The following is a 24,987-nucleotide window of genomic DNA, read 5'->3' as shown; positions in this document are numbered from 1 at the left end:
TAAGTTTTTTCAGGGTGACACATTCATCGTGGTTGTAGAGATTTTTCGGTAAAGCAACAGATAAATCCCCAGCTCGACAGGCGAGGAAACAGCCATCACAATTCCCGCCACTTTGCCGTCCAGTCCTGGAAAAAAGCAGATACACAGAATAAGCGCGAGAATCGCAAAGCTTACAGAAAACAGCCTGCCGATAAAGATAGGTTTGGTATTACCGATTAATATTGACCTTCCAATAAAATATTCCACCCAAGGATAAAATGCGACATAGACAGCCAGTATGCGAAGCAATCCTCTGGTTTCTAGCAACAATTCTCCTTCCAATCCCAATACATTCCGTAACACAGGATCGCCAGCAAATCCGAAGGAAAGTAACAGGAGTAGCAGCGGCGACAGGATAGACAAAAAGCTCAAAAATATCAGCACTTCCCTGCGTTTGGACGTATAAAATTGAATCACAATTTGATGCAAAGAGCTGCAAAACCAGACCAATAGATTTAGGATTTGCAGTGCTACAGAAAAGGATGCCACGGCCAAAAGTGGATCAGTTGTATTGTTCAGCGCAGCTTGGATGGAAGGATTCAGGATAACCAGCACCAGCGCCGAATATAGCAAAGGAAGATAAAAAGGTAGGAGATGCTTCGCGTGATGGATGGTTTGCTCCGCGTTGTCAGGAGGCAGCTTTCTTTTGAGAACCCGGCCTTCTAAAAAAGTAACGACCAGCTCTATGAGAATACCTGCAATAAAAATGGCGGCACCGACTCGTCCGTCATTCGTCCAGCCAGCACGGATCAAAAACCAGGAAGCAATTAGCATCACGATAATACGTATGGACGAGCTGAATGTCATCCATGCCGTTCGGTGCTTGTTAATAATAAGTCCCTGATATATGTTACGGACAGCTACCAATATGTATAGTAAAGTAAGAACCTGAAATACGTTCTTGGTGGGTTCGATCAATACTGGGGACACACCAAATACATATTGAAAGACCAGATTGCCTACGGGCGTCAACCCGATGCTCCAGCCTATGATCAATACAGCCACAGCGACGAACGTACATAAAATACCGATAGAATGAACGGACTTGCGATCATAACCGAATTTCGTGGTCATCTGCCGTACTGCGGTTAACGGAGTTTCCAACAGTAGGCACAGGCTGACGGCAACCGCATAGCTGCTTAATGTAAACGAAGGATGTTCCGAACGAGCAAGCACAGCATTGACGATGACATGCGTTAGTGCAGCAATTAATGACGAAATGCCAAGCGGCACATAAAATGAAACAATTTTATTCAAGTCGAATCCTCCAGTAATGAACGAGTAGTGTAGTGAACGGTTATCCTACCCAACTTCACTAAACAATGAATATTCCTATTATAGATCAAGATTTGGATCGTCGGTATAATAGAGTGCATAATATTGGAAACTAGGAGTGGAACTTACATGAACATCAGGGAAGCAACGATATCAGATGCCGAGGGCATCGCCAAGGTGCACGTAAATTGCTGGAGGACGACGTACAAAGATGTAATGCCTGCCCAGGTTCTGGAACAGCTTTCCTATGAGCAAAGAACAGAACTGTGGAATGCGAATCTATCCAGTGAAGACGGTCATCGGGTATATGTTGCTGAAAATGAGAAGGGGGAAATCATCGGATTTGTGAGTGGGGGTCCAGAAAAGTCAGGTGAATATCCCCCGTATGGGGGAGAAATAACGGCTATTTACGTTTTGAGTGAATACCATAGTTTAGGCTTGGGGAAGAGACTATTTTTACGTCTGCTTCAACATTTTAATAGTATGGATATTCACTCTGTAATCGTATGGGTGCTAGCAGATAATCCAGCATGTACTTTTTATGAAAAGCTGGGGGCCAAACTTATAGTAGAACAACATATTATAAGTTTGGGTGGCAAAAACCTGAACATGTTGGCTTACGGTTGGATACTATTCGGATAGAATACGCTTTTGTCCTTCCAAAGCACGAATCGGTGCAATATTTTGCGTAAATTCCAACGTTCCCAGATAGCGGCCTTCTGCATCACGGATGGCAAAATAACGGATGTAGACAAATTTGTCCTTGATTGGAATCCAAAAATCTTCAGCATCCTTGCGGCCTGCTTTAAAATCTTCGAGTAGCTTCTCAACGACATGCACGCTTTGGGGCGGATGGCAATTCTGTACGGTACGACCAATGACGGCTTTCGTGCGCGCGAAGATTCGTTCCTTACCATGGGAAAAATAGCGAACAACATCATTTTCATCGATAAAAGTCAGGTCAACGGGTAGATGATTCAACAGCAATTCCAATTGTTGTACGGATATAATCCCCGTCTCGAATCTCACGAAGCCTTGCGGTGTTCCGGATGTGCCTTCCGTTTGCTCAAGGGCTTCTGCAGGTTCCTCTGCCCGTTCGGGTATCCATTCACGTTCGGGAGCGGTCAGGCAGAACCCGATTTCCTCGCTTTCCCGGGCTATTTTCAGCCACTCATCCTCTGTCAGCTTACTGAGTGCCATCGGCAGCAAAATATTTTCTTCCTTGAATATCATTTCATTCACTTCGCTCATGATATGGGCAAGTGCCTTCCCAATCTGTTCACGATCTCCGTTATATTCGGTGAGCAGACTCTTTGCCTCCTTAATCGCAGCACGAATGCTGTCGTCCACACCCCACATAACTTTAGTTGGACCAAAAATCCCATAGCGTTCTAGATAAGGAAAGACCAGATTTTCTTTGCGGCTATAGTGCTTGTCGAGATCGAGCAGCAGACTTAAATCTTCCAGTAGCTTGTAGATGATTTTGGGGCTGTCGTCCTTTTGAAATTGGTCCGCGTGCAATGACAACTTGAAGTTGACCAATTGTTCGATCTCCCGATTTTCCAGCTTGAAGGTATGAACGGGATGTCCCGGTTGTTCCTCTGGTCCTGAAGGACGGTGGATATCCTCAATGGAACCCTTGAATATCGATGTATGCACGGAACAAAGACGCTGCACTTCCGATACGGGAATTCCTTCCTCAGTCATCAATGCATGCTCCATAGCCGAAATTTCGGCTACGCTTACTCCGCCAACAGCCTCTGCGAAACGCGCTTTGACTTCCTCCACGCTTTTCCCGGCATGTAATTCTTTTATAATTTCCTTTAGCGTTTGTTGGCGTTCCGTTAATTCCTGTGCTGTATGTTCACGGTTGTTAATTAGCTCGCTCATGATCGTTAGCTCCTTTATTTTTGAATGGTAAAACCATGTTGCAAAAACGTGCGTTCCACGGTTTCCATAGCTACTTTTTTTAATGCAATACCTTTGGACAGTGTCATAAAACGACCTGCGGTTTGTAACATGCCAGGCTTGGCGATATCGTGAAAACCCAGCTCTACCATAATGTCCTTCACTTCGGGATAACGGCTAACAAGGTTAAATATAGGCTCATCCCAGTGCAGTAGCTTATCCATTTGTTCATCCCCTTGATTGAGAACGTTTATCATTTACAGAGTAGCATAGGTCCTGGCGAGCTTTTGTGATTGTACGCACAACTTACATTCAGGTGTTGACAGTTGTAATTCATGGTTTATATACTGTGTATAAGGATATATACAGTAATAACACTGATTACTGTAATAACAACTTCGTATGAAGAGAGAATGAGGTCGTCATTACAGGCAGTGCAGAAGGGATCAGGATAAGAAAATGACAATCATCAAACAGGCATGGAAGATTACCCGGCACGATTTTCGCAACAATCCATATGTCATGCTGTGGACATTGCTGTTTATTGCGTATTTGGGATTTACCATGAGTTTTGCTGTAAGTGTGCATTGGGATGAGCGTGGAAACTTGAGTCCAGTAGCCGATTTTATCATGCTGGTGTTGATTCCGTTTCTCGGATTCATTTATAACCGTCGTGCATTTAAATATCTTCAGGAAGATTCCTATACGCATATGCTAGCCTTTTTCCGCACCTTGCCTATACCGATGAATGCGGTGATTATGAGTCGAATTCAACAGGCGCTTTTGGCGTTTGTTATGAATAGTGTAATATTTTTCACTCTCTTTTTTACGTTGTCAGCTACGTTTCGGGTATATGCGAGTACAGGTTTCTTTGTATCGTTTGCACTTACCTGGATAGGCTACGGCATGCTGATTCAAGCCATTTATATTCATTTGGAATTTCTTAAAAAAGGAAAATCCTACTTTTGGATATCCATTGTCATCATGCTCATTTGTGGGATAGTTACGATTATAGTTCGAGTATGTGGGGCCAATCTGGTATTGATAACGGCATTTTATAGTAAGGAATGGCAGCTGTTGTCTCCGGTGATGTGGGGAGCGTTGCTGGCAGGAGTTCTGGGTATGTGGGTGTCCTATAAGGTGACACAGCGTAGGCTTATGAAACGGGACTTGACTTAGCGGTATGTGTACAAAGATAGATAAAAAGGGGGGAGAAGCAGGTGAATATACCAGTGCAAATTGATGAGAATAGCGCGGAACCGCTGTATGCGCAGATTGAAAAGCAACTTCGTTCACTCATCGTAACCGGACAGATTGCAGCGGGGACGCTGCTTCCCTCCATTCGGGAGTTTGCAGGGACGCTCCGCTGCAGCGTCATCACCGTCCGGCGGGTCTATCAGGATTTGGAGAACGAGGGCTTGCTTCGTACCCGGCAGGGGACGGGCACCTTCGTAGCTTTGGTTGAGGACGATAAGCGCTCAGGTTACCGCCTTAAAGCAGTGACCGAGGCGTTGGAAACGGCGATTGACACAGGCATTGCTGTGCAGATGACAGAACAGAAATTGTTGGAGCTTTTCGCAGAAATGGTGAAGAGAAGGTATGAAGTCCAAGTGAAGGAGTGAAGCCCGTGAAGAACGATGTAAACCATCATGTGGAAGTTCCTATGGAGATACAGATAAAAACACCCATTATTGAGATGAGCCAAGTCTATAAAACCCGAGGTAACCGGGAAATTGGACCGATTAATCTAACCATTGAACCGGGATATGTAGTCGCTTTGGCTGGACATAACGGATCGGGCAAAAGTACATTGATTCACCTGCTGACTCAGCTTATCCACCCGGATTCCGGTGAAATCCGTTGGTTCGGTCAAGCGTATCCAGACGGCATGCCAGCAGATACACGACAATGGGTTGGGTATGTGTCAGAGCAGTCGACGCGTGAGGAAGATCGACTCACAGCAGAAGCAGCAGCGGCTTTTCGAGCCTTGTGGTATCCCGGCTGGGATGAAACACGTTTTCAGCGTCTGATGGAACGATTTCAGGTTCCTCAGCATACGAAATTATCGCGCATGTCCAAGGGAGAGCGCCGTAAGTTCGAGCTGGCTGCAGCCTTGGCGCCTCACCCCCGTTTGTTGCTGCTGGATGAGCCTTCGTCGGGTTTAGACCCTTTTGCCTGGAAAATCATGCTGGAAGAACTGCGGGATTGTATGGAGAACGGCAAAACGACGGTCATTATTGCTACTCATATTATAGACGAGATTAAGCGTTTGGCGGATTATATTGTTCTGATGCATGATGGCAGGCTGCTCGGCAAGCTGGAAAAAGACCATTTGCTCGAAAATAGCAAGGAAATGTGGTTTGAAGGCACGCCAGAGGAGGCATCGGAGCTTCCGGGAGTGGTAGAGACGGAGAGCGAAGGCGGATTGCAACGAATTGTAACGTTGGCAGCCGGAGAGACCAGCGCCATATTGGAACAAGCGGGCATTCGCCCCATCCGTGTGCGGCGTTTGGAGCTGGATGATATTTTAATACATTGGTCTGCTGGACAACTATCAGATGATGCGGAGACATACTTGCAGAAAAAAGGAGCGGAGTAATCATGAGCATGCTGCAATTGAAAGAGGTCGTGAAGCAATATGGGAACCACACGGCGGTGAACGGAATTTCGCTGAATGTGAACGGCGGGGAGATTTACGGACTACTGGGAGGCAATGGAGCAGGCAAAACGACAACGATGCGCATGGTGCTCGGCCTGATTTACCCTGATGGGGGAAGCATTCAATATGAGGGAAAGCCCTACAGCAAGGAGCTTCAGCGGACGATGGGCTATTTGCCTGAGGAGCGTGGACTATACCCCAAGGTGAAGGTGAGCGAGCAAATTAACTATTTGGGCAGGCTGCGCGGCATGTCGGTCAAGGAGGCAGACAAAAGTCTACGCTACTGGCTGGAACGCTTTGGAGTGCCGGAATACTACGACAAGCGGATTGAGGAGCTATCCAAGGGGAATCAGCAGAAAATGGGCTTTATTGCCGCTGTTGTGCATCGCCCCACGCTGCTTATTTTGGATGAGGCCTTCAGTGGGCTTGATCCGGTGAACGTTGAATTGCTTAAGGATACGGTGAAAGAGCTGCGGGATGATGGGGCTGCGATTTTATTCTCGACCCACCGCATGGAGCATGTGGAGGAACTGTGCCGCCATATTACGATTTTGCATCGCTCCAATACAGTTGTGCAGGGAAGTGTGCAGGAGATTAAGGGCCGTTACCCACGTGAAAAAGTTCGTCTCATTACTACAGGTGAAGTGAACGGACTGGAGCAGCTGCCCGGCGTGCGCCGTGCAGAGCCTATGGATCGCGGCTGGATGCTGCATATTGAGCAGCCGGATGCGGCGAAGTTGATTTTACAAACGGCGTTGGAGCAAACGGATGTGGAGCATTTTGAGATCAAGGAACCTACGCTGAACGAGATTTTTATAAGAGAGGTGGGTGATTCCCATGAATAGACTGGGTACGGTGATCGGTTTTACGTTTCGTCAGAAGGCGAGAACCAAATCTTTTATCATTACAACGCTGGTACTGGCCTTGCTCATTACAATTGGTATGAATCTGCCGTATATGATTTCTTTGTTTAAAGGAGATGGGGCAGGAGGTTCGGGCACAACGGCAGCCGAGCATCATCGCTTGGGACTGATTGCTGGGAGCCGGATAGAAGTGGCGAATCAGCTGGAGCAATTTACAAAGAAGCAATCCAACCCGGCAGCCATCTGGGTGCGTTATGACAACGTACAAACGCCGGCCATGCAGCAAGCCTTGAAAAACGGGGAGCTGCAAGGTTACGTGCAGTTCACGGAGCCTGACGCCAAGGGAGACACGTTTCCTAAAGTGGAGTACGTCTCTGTAGAAAAAGAGCCATCTCCTGCTGTAATTACATTGTTGCAGACGGGACTTCAGGAAGCTAAGGTCAAAGCCATTATGGGTGGCAATGCATTGACCAGCGATCAAATTCGTGAAATTAGCACACCTGTAATGGTGGATAGCAGGGAAGTAGACGGTCCATCTGAGGCAGGAGGAGCTGTGGGGACAGAGGAAAAAGAGACCTCTATGATTAACTATGGTTTGGTCTATGTACTGATGATTTTATTCTTCACCTCCTCCATGATGACGGGGAATATGATTGCTGCAGAGGTGACATCGGAAAAAAGCTCACGTATCATGGAGATTCTCATCACAAGCGTATCGCCGTTGACCCAGATGTTCGGAAAAATTATCGGCATCTTCCTGGTCGGTCTACTGCAAATTGCTGTTTTTGCAGCCGTTGTATGTGCCAACCTTATGCTGCCGCATAATAATGTCATTCTTAGCTCAGCCGGGCTGGATCTGTCGCAACTGAATATCGCGGTGTTGGGTTATGGTCTGGTATTCTACATCCTCGGCTACTTTCTGTACGCAGTATTGTTCGCTGCGGTGGGCTCCATCGTTAGCCGTACCGAGGAGTTGGGACAGGCGATCATGCCGATTACCGTGCTGTCACTGGCAGCCTTTTATATCGGTATCTTCAATATCGCCGCACCTGATACGATTTTCGTAAAAGTGGCCGGGTACATCCCATTTTTCTCGCCAACCGTCATGCTGCTGCGGATTGGTCTGGAGCGGGCGAGCCTGCTGGAAATCTGGCTGTCCCTTGGTATTCTGGTCGCCTCCATTTTGTTGTTTGGTTGGCTGGCCGCCAAGATCTACCGTACGGGCGTCTTAATGTATGGCAAACGTCCTTCATTCAAAGAGTTAAGAAAAGCTATGAAGGCTTACAAGATTTAAGAAGCTGTTGTCGATGTGTGATGTGTGGTGTCATAATTAATGAGATTTTTTTTCATAATTAGTGAGAAATGTAATTAATAAATGAAATTTTATTTAATATATGTTTTGGACAGAGTGGGGGCCTTGACTCATCAGAAGTACCGATGGATCAAGGCATTTCTACTTTAAATGGTGATGATTAATAATTTGGAGTGAACGAAATTGTAAAAGGAGAAAATTAGTGGTGTTTCTAAACAGAAGCATCAATTGGGTGAACTTCTTTCCAAGATAGTTGCCGATGATACCTTAGTTGTGACTAGAATGGAAGGTCATGATCGAAATACTGACAGTTGTTGCAGCTGGTTGAACAACTTCGTGAAAGAAACATACATTTTATTATCTTAAACTTAGGAATTGATACAAGAACACCTACTGGTAAATTCTTTTTAACTGTTATGGCAGTATTCAGTGAGCTAGATCGAGAAATGATTAAAGAAAAGCAACGTTCGGGGATAAAATTGGCTAAGCAAAAGGGAAAATATCGAGGAAGGGTAAAAAAAAATACAGATAAACACCCAGGAATGAACCATGCAATTGAATTACGAAAAACAACAGATAAAACTGTAAAGGAAATTTGTACTATTACAGGGGTTAGTCAGGCAGCGTTTTAAAGGAAATAGAGGAAAAAGGGGTATAATAACTGGGGATTATTTTATATGTGGCCTCTCAATCCCCGAATCGTTTCCGTACCCCTCTTAGGAACTAACTACAGGTATTGAACGAATATATTTCATATCCAGTTATCTCCTTACCATTGTTAAATATTATTTTACTATCCAAAGGAATAATATAAATGGGTATGTTGGAAAGCTGATTAACTAACCAGCCAATGACCGATCTGTCTGAAAAATCCCTTCAGTTTCACTCAGTACTAGTTTCCTTTTGCTGTATTAATATTGTTTGACATGAATCCTTTTGTAATCACAGTCGCTAATAAAAAAATAAAACAAATATTTATATTAAATATAATAACTAATTTACTAAATAATGCTACACCAATACTCATACCGATAAAATTGCATAAATTATAAACACCAATACTTATTTTCTTGGATTCTTTCAGTTCCAAATCTAATAAATTATTTAAAGCAACTTGTACAACAGAAAAGGCAATGAAGCAACAAACACTTGTTAAAATGTATACTATGCCTATTTTTGAGTTAAAAATACTAATTAAATAACCTATGAAAAAAATATATAATCCTATTCTATAGAATTTTTTCACATTTTTATTAGTCATATTCTTCCCAATCCCTATACTTGCAAACCCTCCTATTAAAGCACTTATAAAAAATAGGATTCCAGACTGTATGGGATTAAAAGTATAAGAAAAAATATAAGAGAGAAGAAAAACATTTGCTCCTAGCAAAAAAAATAACAAAAAACTAAGACTAGTTATTCTAACAAAAATTGTATTATTAAATATTTTTTTATCAATAATTGGGGAAGAAACGGTATTGATATGGCGAATGAATACTAGGGAAAATAAACTACAAAAAACAATAAAAAGAAAATTAATGTTCAAGGCACATAATAAAAAGAGAATACATAATAATAAATAAAACGTCCCTAACCAATCAAATGGAGTCTTATTTTCTACCTTATTTTCTGGAAAAGTAAAATATAAAATTGGTATAAAAATTATTGCACAACTCATAAATAAAAATAACATGTGCCAATCCGTTATGGATAGAATAATACCACTCAGTAAAGGTCCTAAACCTGATCCTAAAGCCATAGCAAAGCTTATAAAAGCAAGACCTATCGGTAATAATGCTCGATCAAGTACATCTATAATTGCAACCATTGTCAGTGAAATAAAGGCTGCCCCTCCGACTCCTTGTGCCATTCTAGATAATACAAGTAAATAAAAATGATCCATAAAAAAGCCCAAGATAGAGAAAAGAACAAAGATAACTAAAGCAAATAGATATAGTTTTTTTAATTGAATGCTTTCAGCAAGCTTACTGTATATTATTGAACCTACTGTAACCATAATTGAATACCCTAAGATAAACCAACTGCTAAAAGATATAGAAATATTTAAGTCTTTAGCAATTGGTACGAGAGCTAAATTAAAAAAGAAACTATTCATTACTCCGAGTAATACAGTACTTAGTAAACAAAACAATATAATCTTATTCTTCAAAGACAAACCCTCCGTTTAACTATTCCATAAAAATAAGACCTTCTTTCCTTTTGTTATAGTTCTAATAGAAATATAATTGAATTGCGGTCAGGATAATCATATTTAATTGGCAAATCTTCTTTATCAATCTCTTTAAATCCAGCCTTTTTATAGAAACTGTGTGACCTAGTGGCTTTAGATGGGGTATCTAAAATTATCTTAGAAAAACCTTGTTTCTTAGCAAAATCAAGCAGTGCTTCATAAAGCTTTTTTCCTGTCCCAAATTCTTTACCACGGTAGTCTTTATAAACAAAAAATTTCTTTAATACAGCAACCTCCTTATTTTTCTTTTGCAAACCAATTGAACCTACGACCTCTCCGTTATCATTTAACGCTATCCAAAAATTACCGCCATCATTTATATAATTTGAATGAATGTCCAGAATGTCCGGTTGTTCTTTAAGACTAATACCCACTTCATATTCGACATTCTGTACATGCAATATTAATTTAATGACTTCTTCTTTATAACTATCATCGTAAACCGTAATCATTTATTAACTCCTCCAACCGTGTTTATTAAAAGAATGCTATTATATATACCTTTTATTAAGATTTCGCCGCTTTTGCTGCTCCCCAAAGTGCACCTGGATTAGCTCTATTTGGATAGAGTTCTAACATCTTATGGTAGAGCTCCTGTGCTGTTTCCGTTATTTCATTCAATCGGTTAAAATCTCGGATGTAATTTTGTGTCTCGGCGATAATTTTGGGATTATCTTCATTTTCGGGTTTCCTATGTCCAGCAACCACTGCACGTGGTTTTAGTACCTCAAGTTTGTCGAGCACAGCTATCCACTCAATTCGAGTTTCGTTAGTGGTTTCAGCCAAGTAAAGATGAATGTCGTTATAAGTTGCATCCCCTGAAACGATTAAATCAATTGATGGGACGTGTAGAGACGTTGTATCTCCAGTATCAGTAAACCCAGATAAGTTTTTGTCCTTCTAGCTCGAACTCACTTCCTTCAAGTTCCTGAGCGACGACTAGATCCTCAGGTATCTCACCAGGAAAGAGTTTATGCCAGAAAGATTCAGGAGATATTTGTTCTTGCATGGCTTTGACAGCACCTGGAGTTGCTATCGCTCTTGCATCAGGGAAACGATCTAAAAGCATCTTTATACCAAAGAAATGATCACCATGACCATGAGTGATATAGATTGTGGTTAAGTTTTTACCACTTTTGACAACCCAATCTACCAATGCTTGATTTTCTTTAATAGTAAGAAATGTATCAATGAGGACTGCGTCTTGTTCACCATAGATAAGCGTGACCGTATTTGCCACCCACTTCAGCAAATCTTGTCCTTCTGGTAAATCTCTACTGAGACCTTGACGCTTTGACACTAACACATCCCAGTTTAGGGGATTTTTTTTGATTTTAACTTTCGTAATGTCATTTCTCCTCCCTGACTATTTAGCGTTGTAAATACCTTAATTAAAAGGTACGTCCAGAATGGTTTTCACATAATATCCTTCTGTTTTCAAATTTCCTTAAGATTAACCCGGAACTAATTGTTAGTAAAATTGAAATTCGAGAAGTTATCCATTGATTTTTTTGATACTATAGAATTGAGATTAAATTGAAAGTTGGTGAACTGATGGAAATACGTCATTTTATTACATTTAAAAAAGTTATTCAATTTGGTAGCTTTACACAAGCAGCAGAACATTTAGGTTACACTCAATCCACGGTCACTTCTCATATTCAAGCACTTGAAGAACATTTGGGTGCACCTCTATTTGATCGGATGGGTCGAAAGGTAAGATTGACTGATATAGGCAAGAAATTATTGCACTATACTCAAGAAATTTTGGATACTTACGGGAAAATCGAAAGCATTGTAAATGATGGTGATGAAATAAGAGGCGAGTTAAGGATTGCTGCTCCTGAATCTTTAACGGTTTATCGACTTGAACCTATATTAAGAGAATATAGAAATAAGTTTCCCCATGTAAGCATCATTCTAAGTAACGCTACTTGCGGAGATAACAAGAGAGCAATACTTAATGGTAGTGCAGATATTGCATTTCTTATGATGCCAACGTTTCAGGATTCAGATTTAATCGTACATTCTTTATTGGACGAGCCTATTGTCCTTGTTGGAAGTCATGACAACCCGCTGAATGTTTTAGATCAAAGCTATGAAAACCAAAAGTTAAACGAGTGTTTGATCACGAATGAGAAAGAATGCAGTTATCGAACCATGTTTGAAGAATATCTTCGAGAAAGAGGAATCTTACTTTCCAACACGATGGAACTTTGGAGTATTGAGGCGATAAAACGTTGCGTAATGAGTGGGCTGGGTATTGCTTGTTTACCATTAATAACTGTAAATAATGAAATCAAGGATGGAAGGTTAAAGGTTATTCCTTGCAAAGGTGATCTTAAACAGATCTCAGCCCAAGTTGTTTATCATAAAAACAAGTGGATTTCCCCCGCTCTATCAAAGTTTATCGATATTACATTGAAACACACAAGAGACTGGTCACGAGAGGAAATTATTTGTTAAGGCAACCGGAGGCCTTAGTTACATTTTCTCCTCCATTAATAGCAGCTTAAAGCATGAAAAATAGGCAAATGATTCAGACTCAAGCGACCCTCATTTTGAAATCTTAATACCTATAGCTAAACCATAAACGGTTTTTCTTGAAACGGGCGCTGTAATGGAGTAACGAAAAAAGTCTTATTTCCCAGCATTTATTGAAAAATCAGGCTTTTAATATGAGGATTTCCTTAACGTTGTAATTTCGCATTTTCCTGACGTTACCCCGTAAAGAAATATTAGAAAAGGTAAAGACGGGCACACATATTGATAAAAAATGAATTAAATTCAGTAGTTTAATTATATTATTAGTACTATTTTTTTATAAATATATTATAAATAATGGATTAAAGCACACAACTTTATTGTATACCGACAGGGGGAAATAATTGTAGTTGACTCGCTAGTACACAACTTTATTGTTCGAAGAAAGTGGTGTCATATTAAATAAGAAAATTTTTAGATTAAACGAGAAAATTATCATAATTGATGTTCGAAGAAAATAAAGTTGTAGACTGGAGTTGCTGATTTTACGCGATTGTCCATTTCAAAGGTCGTCAGCTTTTGAGAAATATGTTTTTCGACTGATCCGACAAATGCAACAGCGGCAGATAAGGAAGCGAAAATAAAATCCTAGACTGGCCGCTGTTGTGGTCAACATTCAACATCGTGTCCCGTTAGCCAAATAACACTGCAGTTTGTAAGAGAGCGTCCAGCCGCTCTGGGTCTATGTTCTGCAGCGACGCCCCAATCTCATGCATGTGGCGCCTTGCTTCCTCCAGCTTGGCGACAAGCTGCTTCTTGCTCTCTGGCTGAGGAGGCGTATATTGTAGGTCGGGGTAGTACCAGCGAAGCTGTCACAGCCCGTAAAGTAAACCAGTGAAAAGTCCGGTTTTTGTTGGTATCGTAACCATAGTTCTGCTGTGCACTCGTTATTCTGGTTCAACGTGGTTTCCAAGGCGCAAATTGAATTACTTTCATCATATGAGAGGGCTCAAGAAAAAAGATTATTCGAGGTTTATATCTTTAATGCTTTATTTTCCAGTGAATCAGGATTATTAACAATTTTAGTGCGAGGTAATGACCCGTCTGTACTTCTGAAAAAACTGTTAGCTAGGGTGCACCTTCAGTGATTCCGACCTGGATCAGTTCTGGTTACCTGACTTGCGGAAACAGAATCTTTTTCAACACAACATAGGTATGCTCGTTTTGCTTAATGTTGTGTTATGGCGACTTTTGTTGTTATCAAAAAATCCCTTTGGCCACAAGCAAATGAATTTCATCACTTTGTAGTTCAAGGGGGACAGCGTATGGTTCGTCTAGTTTATCTATTCATTCGATTGGCAACCCTCTATATCTCCAAAGCGTAGGCAAGCGCTTGAGCTTGGGTCATCTCTTTCCCTTTGTTCCACCATCTATACCATTCCTGTTCCTGCAAACCCTGCTGAATGGCGCTTACACTCTTACGATGTTCGTCAGGAAAATTGGGTATGCTACCCTCATCATAGGCTTGACGACCTTTCTCGGCTGCTCCAAGAAGGATCGCTGCATCGGTCAGCGCTCCCTGAGCGCATAAGGTAATCCCTAACCCCTCAATTCCTCGGGAGAGAACCCAGGACCCTCGATATATTTGGCTTGCGGCAATGCATTTCTTGAAATATTCGATTGATTGATCCAGCTTCCCGAGTTTCAAAGCGGTATACCCAAGACATTCATAGGGACCGGACACTTCCCACTGATCCTGTACCGTTTCAAAGAGATGTACACTTTCTCTCAGCAATACGGAAGCATCATTGTATCGGTGCTGTTCCAGCCGTATTTTGCCGTATGCATGCAGAGAAGAGGCAAGATTCCATGAGTCATGAGCGCTTCTCGCCAAGTCTGCACTCTGCTGTACAACCGTTTCCGCTTCCTCGATACAATTCTGCTTAATGTGGAGAAAAGCGAGCAAACGCAGGGATGAGGCTAACAGGGAAATCTCTTGTTGTTCACGGGCAATTTCCACACTTCGTGTCGCTGCTTCCATAGCTGTTTTTGTATGGCCCTGTATAAATTGAATAATACTCAATCCATGCCACGCTTTGGCTGAATCCGTACGAAAGGCATGGTTTTCTTCTTCCGTGTACAGAAATCTCTCCAACCAAAACAACCCATCTTTCAACCTGCCTTCGTGAAGCCAGAACCAATACAGATGCGCCGCCATATGAAGACCACTAGGACGGACCTGAACACTTGAATAAGACCATTGAAGTGCAGAACGCAGATTGGCATATTCCCGTCTTACCGCCTCGATGCAGGACTCACGTTCAATGCTCCGAAATTGGGATTCAGCCTGTAGAAGGTACTTCATGTAATACCTCACATGACGCTCATAGAGAGTATCTCGCTTGCGATCATCGGATTCTTCACGGAACTTGTCACTCGCATATTCCTTGATGGCCTCCAGCAGAAAATAGCGAATGGAGCCATAGTGCGAGCTGATTTGTGTGGAGACTAGAGACTTGTTAACTAGGCTCGACAAGAGATCAACCACGTCTACCACAGTTATGCGGTCTTCCCGATCGGGTATGTCTGGTTCACAGATGCAGATTCCTTCCACCGCCTCCAGTGTGAAACCTCCTTCGAATACACTAAGCCGTCTTAATAAAAGACGTTCCCTGCCCGTAAGTAGATTATAGCTCCAGTCAATTGTTGAACGTAACGTTTGGTGCCGGGGCGTGGCTGTTCGTTTGCCTACGGTCAGCAGGGTCAGCTGATTCGTCAGACGTTCTTCAATCTGTTCCAGGGTCAGCATATTCATTCGTGCCACAGCAAGCTCAATCGCTAACGGGATGCCCCCAATTTTCTTGCATATCGAAGCAATCCGTTTCAGATGGGGAAGGGAGACCGCAAAATGGGGAGCCTGAATGCTGGCTCGTTCCAGGAACAGTTGTACGGATTCATAGTTTATCAATTCCGTTTCGGAAAGTTCATCCAGTGTGACTTCATCCACGGGAAAAGAAAGCGGAGGGATTCGGTAAACATACTCTTCTGCAATGTTAAGTGGCTCTCGACTGGTCGCCAAAATGGATAACTCTGGTGCCTCTGCCAGAAGAGACTCGGCCACCGTGGCGATGACATCAATGAGATGCTCACAATTATCGAAAATAAATAGCATATTACGGTTGATTGCCGTTTCCAGTACAACTTGTACATCGGGCTGGCTCCCTTGGTTTGACAGCCCCAGCGTGGATAAAAGAAACGGACCCACGTCATGCGCTTCACTGATTGCACCAAATTCAAACATCCAGATACCTTGCGGAAAACGTTCCGTAAGCGTCGAAGCCAGTTCGACAGCAAGGGACGTTTTGCCGATTCCACCAGATCCAATGATGGAAACTAGCGCGTGGTGAGTTAACTGCTCCGCCAAGGCATCTCTGGATTGATGTCGTCCAACAAAGGTGGATGGCATCTTCCGTAATCGGGCTGGTGCAGTGACCGCGGTACCTCGCTTTTCTTTGCCTGTCTCCGGCTGTATAGCTTTGGTTGTCATCAGCGTATCAAACCAGGCCTTATCAAAATCCTCAAACTCGCGTCTCGTGGCTGAACGCGCTTCCGATAAACGCTTTACAGCCATCCAAAGCTGTTCAGCTTCCTGGCGAGGATCTCCCTTCAGAAACAACCCTTCTTCCCAAAAAACCTGAATAATCTGCTTGAGGTTTCCGATGCTGGGTAGACGATCTCCACTTTCCCATTGCTGTACCGTCCTTGGATCAACACCAACCCGCTTCGCCAGATCCACTTGCCGCATCTTTTTTGACGTCTCTTGTCTGGAAGGTCTCGTACGAATTTTTTTGATCCATTCATGGGGCCAATCTTTTGCGTATTTACTGTCATCCATTCAATCACCTGAATTTCATAGTTTGAGCAACTTGAACACACGAACAAACACGAACTTATGTACATTCGTGCTCTGGATTGTAGCAGATAAAATAATCCATATCAACATAAACAAAACAAGGAGGTAACACTGATGCCTTTAACTCGCATTGTTACACTGAAGGGTCGTCCGAGTAAAGAGAAAACGCAGATCGGGGAAGTTGTCTTGCAAACTGTCGTGGATAAACTGCATGTACCTGCAAACGATCGGTTTTTGATTATTGAAGAACTGGATCGCGAAAATTTGAGTTTTGATCCAACGTGTCTCGACATTGAAAGAAGTGATGGATTTCTTATCATTCAAATCACTTTGAACATCGGTCGTTCTGATGAAGTGAAAAAAGATTTTTACGCGGCACTTGCCGAGCAGTTGCATCAGAAGATTGGTATTCGTAAAGAGGATGTATTCATCAATCTTATTGAGGTTACGAAAGAAAACTGGTCGTATGGCAATGGTCTTGGTCCATTCCTCGCCTAACTCATTATCCATCATAAATTTCGTTTATATAAGAAAGGAAGTCATAACCATGTCAACATTATTATATATTACTGCTCACCCTGGTAACCCGGAAGCATCCTACAGCCTTGCTGCCGGCGAACAATTTGTACAAGCTTATCGCGAAAGCCACCCACAGGATGAGGTTATTCATGTGGATCTGTATCGACGCAACATTCCGTACATTGATGCTGACGTATTGGAAGCGTGGGGCAAGCTGCAAACGGGCGGTACGTTCAATCAACTGACAGTGGAACAGCAGCAAAAAGTAACTCAGTTAAATGAACTCCTGGAGGAGTTCGTGACCGCAGACAAATATGTGTTCGTGACACCGATGTGGAATTTCTCATATCCTCCGGTGATGAAAGCATACATTGATTCCTTCTGTGTCAGAGCTAAAACATTCAAATACACCGAAAACGGCCCGGTCGGCCTGCTCAAAAACAAAAAAGCGTTCCACATCCAAGCTAGTGGCGGCGTGTACTCCGCAGGTCCTGTCGCTGATCGGGAGAACGGCAGCCGTCACCTGAAAACCGTACTGAATTTTGTGGGAATTACTGACGTGGATCATCTATACATCGAGGGTATATCTTCAGCAGGAGAGCGTGCGCCTCAGATCAAAGCCGAAGCCATTGGACAAGCACGTACAGCAGCGCAAAACTTCTAAGCAATGATGAAGCATGTATCGTAAAACATGTTTGCATACATCTCCGGCTCACGTTTGTCATTCAAAATCTGTTCGGTACGTCTCCGCAGCTATTCAGCATACTGTTTGCCCTGAACGGACTGGGACTAATCATTCCAGATCAGATTACAGGGCGACTGTCAGTGAGCATTAGCGGGCAAACTCTGTTTATAAGCGAAATTACGCTGGCAACTGTGAGTGGTTTAATCTTATTCATTGTGCTGATCAGTGGTGGGAGACTGTATGCCGTTTGCACCCCTCTATTTTTCACCGTTTCCAGCGTCGGTATCGTAACCACAACCGGTTTCTCCCTTGCGATGCAAAACTATGTACAAGCGGCACCTTTGACCGGCCTCGGTGGGGGTAAATCGGCCATACCCATGGGCCTAATTATTGTGTTATCCAACATGGTTGCGTTTTATATGATCTTCACCCGCAGAAAACCCGGCAACAATCAATGAATTCAAGGAGGAAGCATAATGAAGGTGACCTATCATGGACATTCTGTTGTAAAAATTGAGACTCTCGGGAAAATCATTCTGATCGATCCGTTTATTACAGGGAACGCCAATACGGACCTGGATGCATCCACGGTAAAGACGGATGTGATTCTGTTAACCCATGGGCACGGCGATCATGTGGGAGATACCGTAGAGATTGCCAAACGTAACAACGCGCTGGTTATTGCTTCGGCAGAACTGGCGGACCTGCTCGGATGGGAAGGCGTACGTACACATGCAATGAGCATCGGCGGAGCGTATACATTTGACTTTGGGAAAGTAAAATTGACACAAGCTTTTCATAGTTCAAGTCATGTATACAAAGAAACAAAAACAATTATCTATACGGGGATGCCCACGGGAATACTGTTTTCCGCCGAAGGCAAAACGCTGTTTCATGCCGGGGACACAGGCCTGTTTTACGATATGAAGGTGATTGGAGAACGCAATGCAATTGACCTGGCTTTTCTCCCCATCGGGGACAATCACACTATGGGTCCAGAAGACGCCGCAGTGGCTACAGAATGGCTTCAGGCCAAACAGGTTGTACCGATCCATTTCAACACGTTTCCGTTCATTAAGCAAGACCCCCATTTCTTTGTTTCGTTACTGCCGACCGGGGTAGGGGTAGTTCTTGAAGCTGGTGAGGGAATTGAACTTTAACGCTGATCATTTTGACTTTATCACGAAATAATCGGCCGAAAACAAGAAAACAAAGAAGTCCATCTTATACGATTATCAAGAGATATTTTTTGAATAGCCCAGTAAGGTAGGGGGGGGATTTCAATTATCCGCTCTTTCGAACAGATTGAAGACGCGTTGCGTCATAGCACACAGCAGGATGAATATATATTGGATGGTACGCTGGTGATTGAGGAGTATATAGACGACGGGGAAGAATACAGCGTTGAGGTGCTGACGACTAATGGAAGGCACGAAGTGCTTGCAATCACAACCAAAGAGGTGGTAATGCCTTATTTCATAGAGGCTGGTCACCTGTTACCCGCACCTTTGAAAATGGAAGATCGAGAGGCTATTCAAGAAACGGTATGCAGTTTACTCACTTCCATTGGACATCTTGAAGGCCCCTCACATACAGAAATCAAGCTACGGCGAGGCATACCGTACATTATCGAGTCTCACACACGATACGATGGCAATCAAATTTGGGATATGGTTCGGCTAACCACAGGCGTCAACATGCAGCGTGCTACCGTGTGTCATTTGCTCGACATTCCTTATGTGAAAGAGAAGGTGAAATATCCGTTCTGCTGCATAAAATTGTTGCTGCCACAAGTGGAAGGAAAGGTCGTCATTATGAGCGTCAATGGAGTAAACGAGGCGGAGCATATGGATGGAATCCATCGAATCAGTTTAGATGTAGGAGAACACTCGGAGCTCGTCCCGGCGACTAGCAACAAAAACTATATAGGATATTTTTTGGGAGGGGGGAGTACCCCCGAAGAAGCAGCGGCATCGGTAGAGCATGCGCTTTCATTAATCCGAATTGAAACAGCCTCCATCCAGCAGGTTCAATCTATCTGAGCACAACTTGCACGAGACTGTTCATTTGTATCGGGTCTGCCCAAGGGCAGACTCTTTTTTTATACAAGAAAAAGTCCATCTTATAATCGTCAGCTTGGTTTTTTTTGTGAAAATATGGTCCAAAGGTCCTTTGTTCTGAACCAATTAATAAAAATATATAAAAAAGATAGAGAATTCCTTATCAAAGATATTGGATTTTGGTACTCAATTTTATTGTTTATCGCACAAATTTTAGTTGACTCGCTAGTACACAACTTTATTGTCTGAAGAGAGGTGTCATATTTAATGAAAAAATTTTCAGATTAAACGAGAAAAATCATCATAATTGACAAAGAAGAAGTTATACAAATTATTGATTGTATAAATACTCATTTTTAGAGTTGTGGATATTCTCATGAAATATGAAAATTAGGGCAGATCTAACAACTTCGAGTCAATGAGTTCTCATTAATTATGAAAATGATCCTCAAATAATGCATGTATTCTGCTGTTGTTTTCTCACTAATTCTGACGCCACACAGTGTGAGTAACTATTAGAAGAGGAATTACTGAATAAAAATTATCTGCAATTATAATTAAGATTAATTGTAGTATGCACCGAGTCTAAACGGGAGAAATAGTTTGTTTAATAATTACTAGTTTGTAAGATGTCATACTTGTTGGAAACATGTGATGATATTTTCCTTGAATTTATTGGATCGCTAAAGCAGCCTCCTTTTGTTTCCGAATATTTCATAGCTCTCTATGCTGTAATCAAAACCATGCGCAGTCATTTGCGCGTGGTTTTTTACGTAAAAACATTTACAATATACATTTGATTGTTTTCCCCTGAATGATTAATATAATGGACAATGTCATAAACCTGCCGTATTAAAAATAGAGATGAGGATTGCTATGAATAAAGCAAAGATTCTTATTATTGAAGATGATGCCCCGATTGCCGACTTGCTTTCGTACGGGCTTTCTATGGAGGGGTTCCAGACACGCACAGCGGCCAGCGGAGCAGCGGGAATGCATGAGTTGCAGTCGTTTCAGCCCGATTTGCTGCTGCTGGATTGGATGCTGCCTGACCAGAGCGGTCTAGATATTTGCAAAAAGGTGACTATGGACTATAACATACCGATTTGCATGATTACGGCCAAATCGGATATTACCGATAAGATTCTCGGCCTTGAATTCGGTGCCGATGATTATATTACCAAGCCTTTTGATCTGCGCGAAGTTGTTGCACGCATTCGAACCATTTTGCGCAGAGTGGAGCAGGCGAGCAGCCCGGACAGGGAAGAAGCTGCGAAAGCCGTCATTAGGTTTGAAAATATTGAAGTGATCGAAGAAGAACGGCTTGTCCAAAAAGAGGGCCGTCCCGTTGAATTGACCCCCAAGGAATTTGACCTGCTTATGATGCTGGTTAAACATCCGGGCAGAAACTTTACACGTTCCGAACTGCTTGATCTGGTATGGGGTTATCATTTTGCCGGAGATACCCGTACGGTTGATACGCATATCCAAAGACTCCGCAAAAAGCTGGATGCCACTGGATACATTACTACCGTCTTCGGAATCGGGTACAAATTTAAAAAAATGGGTGGATAAGCATGATACGTAAAATCAGCATCAAATTTCTGATCGGTTTTTTTCTGATTTTTTCGTTTTCTTTTGTCGTGCTTAATCAGACAGTCAAGGAATTTATCCGGACAAGCAATCAGAATTTGGTTACCTCCGAACTGGTCGGACTGAAAAACAATAGCAATGTGTATGTGCGCCAGGCTTTCCTGATTAACCATTTCAGCAGCAATGAGCTGTATTTTGGAGAGATTGCCAGGGAGATAGCAACTGATCTGAACCATACCACGGACAGCAGTGTTGGCGTATATACGGTGAAAGGCAAATTGCTTTATGCCCCGGACAGCTCCTTATTTCAGCAGCAAATGCAAAGCGATCTACAGCAGGCGATTGATGGCAATACAGCGTACAGCATTACTTATGATCGTAATAAGACGACTGTCCTTTTCTCCTATCCGGTTGTTATAGACGGTTCAAAGGTGGGCATACTGCGTTTTTACAAAGATTTCAGCTCACTCTACGAACAAACCGGACAGATTCGGCAGATTACTCTCTATATTGCCTTGGCGATTTTTGCGGCAGCCTTTCTGTTTTCCTATATTCTTTCCAGGCATATTACCATCCCGCTGACCAGACTGACGCAAGCATCCACCGAGGTGAAAAACGGGAATCTGGATATCCGCCTTCATTTTAAACGCAGAGATGAAATTGGCCGACTGGCTGAAAATTTTAACGATATGATTGATCAAATTAGTAGACAGATTCATATTATTGAGAAGGACCGGGACCATTTGAAGCAACTTCACCAGCAGGAAAAGCGCTTTTTTGACAATATCACTCATGAACTGAAAACGCCGTTAACCTCCATTCTGGGATATGCAGAGCTGATCAGGCTGAATGGTGAGAAAGATCGTGCTTTTTTTGATAAAGGAATGAATCATATTATCGAGGAGAGCAGGCGCCTGCATGCGATGGTGCTAAAACTGCTGGAAGTTTCACGCAAAAATATCATGATCAATGAGCTTGAGCGGGTGGATATCGGGCTGATCCTGCGGGATGTGTGTGAATCAATGACGATCCGGGCACAGCGCTATAAAAAGACCATTGAATATGAGATTAGTGAGGAATTGATCATGTTGGCCGATGGGGACAGAATCAGACAGCTGTTCATCAATTTGATAGATAATGCGATAAAATACAGTTTGCCGTTTTCGGCAGTATCGGTAAAAGCGGTGCGGTCAGAAGAAAAGATCCGCTTGATCTTCAGCAATCCAAGCGATCCGATTGAGGCAGAACATCTGTCACGCTTGTTACAACCATTTTATCCGGCTTATTCCGACAGTGCGGAAGAAGGCAGTGTAGGCTTGGGGCTCAGTATTGTGAAATCCATCGTTGAAGAATTGGCAGGTTCCATCATGATTACAAACGAGCATAATGAAACAATCGTAACGGTGGAATTTAAAGCTCTGGAAACCGCGGGGAACGGAGAATGAATAATGGGCAATAAATATAAATATTTTGTAATGCTGCTGGTCGTATCTCTTGTGGTATTACTGTTGTCAGGATGCGGTTCAGAACCAAAAACAGAGACCGTCGTCATCGCCGACAGCAATGAAGTTTCCAGTGCCGATCAAAGCTCTCGGCCGTTTCAGGTCCAAAGAATATATCGGCTTCCGGATCGTTTTGTGAATACGGGTCAGCTGCTGGGCTGGTCGTCTGCAGATGCTGTCATCGCTTCGTTCGGAGCCATGACCATACTGAAGCGAGGCACGCTGGAACGTTTAACTTATCCGTATGAGCAGAGCAAGGCCATACCCGGAATCGGCAATGTAACTTCCAATACTATACTTTCTCCCGATGGTAAATATATTTGCGAATTTTCTCGTTCTTCCTCGGAGACAACCTTAAAGCTTATTTCCTTGCAGGATGGCAAAGAAAAGGAAATAGACAGGATCAGTACCAGAAACGATTCTTATGTACAATATGTTTCCTGGTCTGCCAACAGTTCGTATATCGGCTACCTGGTAGAAAACCCGGTTGATAATGGAGCTGATAGCCTGTACATCTACGATATGGGGGCTCAAACTTCCAGCAAATATCAGTTAAAAGGTATCCTAAAGGGAGACACGCTTTTGAGTGTTAACCTTGCAAATGATGGTCGCAGCGTACTGCTGCAGTTATTTCGTGCAAAACAAGGTCAGAAAAAGGTGTTAACCATGGGGAAGGTTTCCGGGAAGAATATTGAGTTTCAATACGAGCGTCAGTTTGGTGGAGATTCAGTAGCCTGGATGAATAACGACCAGTTTGTGTTTCTCGGAACGGATAGTTCATTGTACGAATATGATCAGCGAAACGGAGAGCTCTCCGTCATTCTGGAAAAAGTGCTTGATTTTGAATTCTCGCCTGACAGGAAAAATATCGCATACACCGTGTATGATCAAAATGTCACTTACGTAGGCAAGGTGCAAGGAAGAAATATAATGTACAACGAACCGGTGTATCGCGGAATTTTGCCGACGCATATGTACTGGAATCCGAACAATAAAAGTGTACTGCTTCAAGGACAAAAGCAATTGGATTCCTCGCAGACTGCGCCAACAGATTCTCCTAGCAAGGAGTCATTGATCATTGAATTGAAATAGTGATTAGGATCGCCATATTTGTATATGTCAAAAACCTTATTTCGGTTGTTCAGCCGGAATAAGGTTTTTCTTTTTGCAACCGTTGTGACAATTTGTTTACATGTTGATCAAACTTTAGCGACATCTTTTTTCTATAGTAAATGAAGCAAGATCATTAGCCTATAAGGACAAGGAATGGACCATAGTGAATGGAAACCGGAATTTGCACCTGAATCAACCCATAAAACGTTATATGACCGGTCTGGATGGGCTAAGGGCCATCTCCGTGCTTGCTGTTATTGCTTATCATCTTCATTTCAGATGGGCAGAGGGTGGGCTGCTGGGAGTGGAGATTTTCTTCGTCCTGTCAGGATATCTAATTACGGATCAGATCCTTTTTGAATGGAGGACGCGCAGCGGTTTTTCTATTGTGCAATTCTGGATAAGACGAATGCGCAGACTACTGCCAGCAATGATCTTTATGATGACTGCAGTGGCATTGTGGTTTTTAATTACCGATTTCTCCAGACTGCAGGAATTAAGAGGGAATTTTGTATCCTCGCTTTTTTACGTAAACAACTGGTATCTCATTTTTCATCATGTTTCCTATTTTGAGAGCTTTGGCCCGCCTTCTCCAATCGGGCACCTCTGGTCGCTTTCCATTGAGGAACAGTTTTACGTAATCTGGCCGCTTGTTCTACTGATCGGTCTGTGCCTTGCACCGCGACGAGGCAGACTGATGTTATACATTCTGGGTTGCGCCGCCGTATCCGCCATAGCAATGGCCGTTATATACGAACCCGGAACCGATCCAAGCAGGGTGTATTACGGGACGGACACGCGGGCGTTTGCC

Annotated in this window: 24 protein-coding genes and 1 pseudogene; 17 read left to right on the top strand and 8 right to left on the bottom strand. The window is 42.9% G+C overall.

From position 1 onward, the window contains the following. Positions 1–9 precede the first annotated feature (9 nt). Entirely contained in the window at positions 10–1,296 is a 1,287-nt protein-coding gene (locus GRP75_RS05815; protein WP_160788826.1) for a hypothetical protein, read from the bottom strand. 147 nt (positions 1,297–1,443) lie between these two features. Between GRP75_RS05815 and GRP75_RS05810 the strand changes: the two genes are divergently transcribed. Further along, positions 1,444–1,956, top strand: coding sequence for a GNAT family N-acetyltransferase (locus GRP75_RS05810; protein WP_160788825.1), 513 nt, complete (start codon positions 1,444–1,446; stop codon positions 1,954–1,956). On the opposite strand, the gene GRP75_RS05805 is transcribed toward GRP75_RS05810, so the two are convergent. Both GRP75_RS05805 and GRP75_RS05800 read right to left on the bottom strand, forming a co-directional pair. After that, positions 1,945–3,204 carry a DUF438 domain-containing protein gene (locus GRP75_RS05805; RefSeq protein WP_160788824.1) on the bottom strand — a complete coding sequence of 420 codons (1,260 nt, stop codon included), beginning with the start codon at positions 3,202–3,204 and terminating at the stop codon, positions 1,945–1,947. The genes GRP75_RS05810 and GRP75_RS05805 overlap by 12 nt on opposite strands. 14 nt (positions 3,205–3,218) lie before the next feature. Next, a complete protein-coding gene (locus GRP75_RS05800; protein ID WP_160788823.1) occupies positions 3,219–3,446 on the bottom strand; it encodes a DUF1858 domain-containing protein in 228 nt (75 codons plus the stop codon). A 235-nt stretch (positions 3,447–3,681) separates the two neighbouring features. On the opposite strand from GRP75_RS05800, the gene GRP75_RS05795 reads away from it, so the two are divergent. The 6 genes and pseudogenes from GRP75_RS05795 to GRP75_RS05770 form a co-directional block, all read left to right on the top strand. Continuing rightward, a complete protein-coding gene (locus GRP75_RS05795; RefSeq protein WP_160788822.1) occupies positions 3,682–4,401 on the top strand; it encodes a hypothetical protein in 720 nt (239 codons plus the stop codon). Between the two features lie 41 nt (positions 4,402–4,442). Then, complete coding sequence (locus GRP75_RS05790; protein WP_160788821.1) at positions 4,443–4,844, top strand: GntR family transcriptional regulator; 402 nt, start codon at positions 4,443–4,445, stop codon at positions 4,842–4,844. 41 nt (positions 4,845–4,885) lie between these two features. Continuing rightward, entirely contained in the window at positions 4,886–5,821 is a 936-nt protein-coding gene (locus GRP75_RS05785) for an ATP-binding cassette domain-containing protein (protein ID WP_160788834.1), read from the top strand. Between the two features lie 2 nt (positions 5,822–5,823). Beyond that, positions 5,824–6,726, top strand: a complete 903-nt coding sequence (locus tag GRP75_RS05780) for an ABC transporter ATP-binding protein (RefSeq protein WP_160788820.1) — start codon at positions 5,824–5,826, stop codon at positions 6,724–6,726. Then, positions 6,719–8,038, top strand: a complete 1,320-nt coding sequence (locus tag GRP75_RS05775; protein WP_023986842.1) for an ABC transporter permease — start codon at positions 6,719–6,721, stop codon at positions 8,036–8,038. Before GRP75_RS05780 ends, GRP75_RS05775 begins: the two co-directional genes overlap by 8 nt. A gap of 185 nt (positions 8,039–8,223) precedes the next feature. Next, positions 8,224–8,688 (top strand): annotated as a pseudogene (locus GRP75_RS05770) (recombinase family protein); the annotation flags it as partial. Positions 8,689–8,948: 260 nt separating this feature from the next. On the opposite strand, the gene GRP75_RS05765 reads toward GRP75_RS05770, so the two are convergent. The 4 genes from GRP75_RS05765 to GRP75_RS29150 form a co-directional block, all read right to left on the bottom strand. After that, positions 8,949–10,226, bottom strand: coding sequence for an MFS transporter (locus tag GRP75_RS05765; protein ID WP_160788819.1), 1,278 nt, complete (start codon positions 10,224–10,226; stop codon positions 8,949–8,951). 53 nt (positions 10,227–10,279) lie between these two features. Beyond that, positions 10,280–10,759: a GNAT family N-acetyltransferase gene (locus tag GRP75_RS05760; protein WP_160788818.1), complete on the bottom strand. Its 480-nt coding sequence runs from the start codon at positions 10,757–10,759 to the stop codon at positions 10,280–10,282. A 55-nt stretch (positions 10,760–10,814) separates the two neighbouring features. Beyond that, positions 10,815–11,051: a hypothetical protein gene (locus tag GRP75_RS29155; protein WP_237448933.1), complete on the bottom strand. Its 237-nt coding sequence runs from the start codon at positions 11,049–11,051 to the stop codon at positions 10,815–10,817. A gap of 127 nt (positions 11,052–11,178) precedes the next feature. Continuing rightward, positions 11,179–11,607: an MBL fold metallo-hydrolase gene (locus GRP75_RS29150; RefSeq protein WP_202404000.1), complete on the bottom strand. Its 429-nt coding sequence runs from the start codon at positions 11,605–11,607 to the stop codon at positions 11,179–11,181. 236 nt (positions 11,608–11,843) lie between these two features. Here GRP75_RS29150 and GRP75_RS05750 point away from each other — a divergent pair, with 236 nt between their 5' ends. After that, positions 11,844–12,773, top strand: a complete 930-nt coding sequence (locus GRP75_RS05750; RefSeq protein ID WP_231517152.1) for a LysR family transcriptional regulator — start codon at positions 11,844–11,846, stop codon at positions 12,771–12,773. Positions 12,774–14,157: 1,384 nt separating this feature from the next. Here GRP75_RS05750 and GRP75_RS05745 read toward each other — a convergent pair. Next, complete coding sequence (locus GRP75_RS05745; RefSeq protein ID WP_160788817.1) at positions 14,158–16,686, bottom strand: helix-turn-helix domain-containing protein; 2,529 nt, start codon at positions 16,684–16,686, stop codon at positions 14,158–14,160. A gap of 132 nt (positions 16,687–16,818) precedes the next feature. On the opposite strand from GRP75_RS05745, the gene GRP75_RS05740 reads away from it, so the two are divergent. The 9 genes from GRP75_RS05740 to GRP75_RS05700 form a co-directional block, all read left to right on the top strand. After that, the gene (locus GRP75_RS05740) at positions 16,819–17,202 is read left to right on the top strand and encodes a tautomerase family protein (protein ID WP_023986848.1); all 384 of its coding nucleotides are present in this window, start codon (positions 16,819–16,821) and stop codon (positions 17,200–17,202) included. A 49-nt stretch (positions 17,203–17,251) separates the two neighbouring features. Further along, positions 17,252–17,887 carry an FMN-dependent NADH-azoreductase gene (locus GRP75_RS05735; RefSeq protein ID WP_023986849.1) on the top strand — a complete coding sequence of 212 codons (636 nt, stop codon included), beginning with the start codon at positions 17,252–17,254 and terminating at the stop codon, positions 17,885–17,887. 161 nt (positions 17,888–18,048) lie between these two features. Continuing rightward, complete coding sequence (locus tag GRP75_RS05730; RefSeq protein WP_053324556.1) at positions 18,049–18,366, top strand: hypothetical protein; 318 nt, start codon at positions 18,049–18,051, stop codon at positions 18,364–18,366. A gap of 18 nt (positions 18,367–18,384) precedes the next feature. Further along, a complete protein-coding gene (locus GRP75_RS05725; RefSeq protein WP_068941283.1) occupies positions 18,385–19,068 on the top strand; it encodes a metal-dependent hydrolase in 684 nt (227 codons plus the stop codon). Positions 19,069–19,185: 117 nt separating this feature from the next. Further along, a complete protein-coding gene (locus tag GRP75_RS30425) occupies positions 19,186–19,950 on the top strand; it encodes an ATP-grasp domain-containing protein (RefSeq protein WP_337194212.1) in 765 nt (254 codons plus the stop codon). 894 nt (positions 19,951–20,844) lie between these two features. Then, positions 20,845–21,543, top strand: coding sequence for a response regulator transcription factor (locus GRP75_RS05715; protein WP_023986855.1), 699 nt, complete (start codon positions 20,845–20,847; stop codon positions 21,541–21,543). A gap of 2 nt (positions 21,544–21,545) precedes the next feature. Beyond that, on the top strand, positions 21,546–23,006 hold the full coding sequence (locus GRP75_RS05710; protein ID WP_160788815.1) for a HAMP domain-containing sensor histidine kinase: 1,461 nt from the start codon (positions 21,546–21,548) through the stop codon (positions 23,004–23,006). Between the two features lie 3 nt (positions 23,007–23,009). Next, the gene (locus GRP75_RS05705; protein ID WP_160788814.1) at positions 23,010–24,155 is read left to right on the top strand and encodes a hypothetical protein; all 1,146 of its coding nucleotides are present in this window, start codon (positions 23,010–23,012) and stop codon (positions 24,153–24,155) included. Between the two features lie 184 nt (positions 24,156–24,339). Then, positions 24,340–24,987, top strand: a 648-nt coding sequence (locus GRP75_RS05700) for an acyltransferase family protein (RefSeq protein WP_337194211.1), incomplete at its 3' end; no start/stop codon positions are given.

The sequence above is a fragment of the Paenibacillus sp. OT2-17 genome, from assembly GCF_009827695.1.
Taxonomy (GTDB): Bacteria; Bacillota; Bacilli; order Paenibacillales; family Paenibacillaceae; genus Paenibacillus; species Paenibacillus polymyxa_B.
This window is presented reverse-complemented; position numbering and strand designations above follow the sequence as displayed.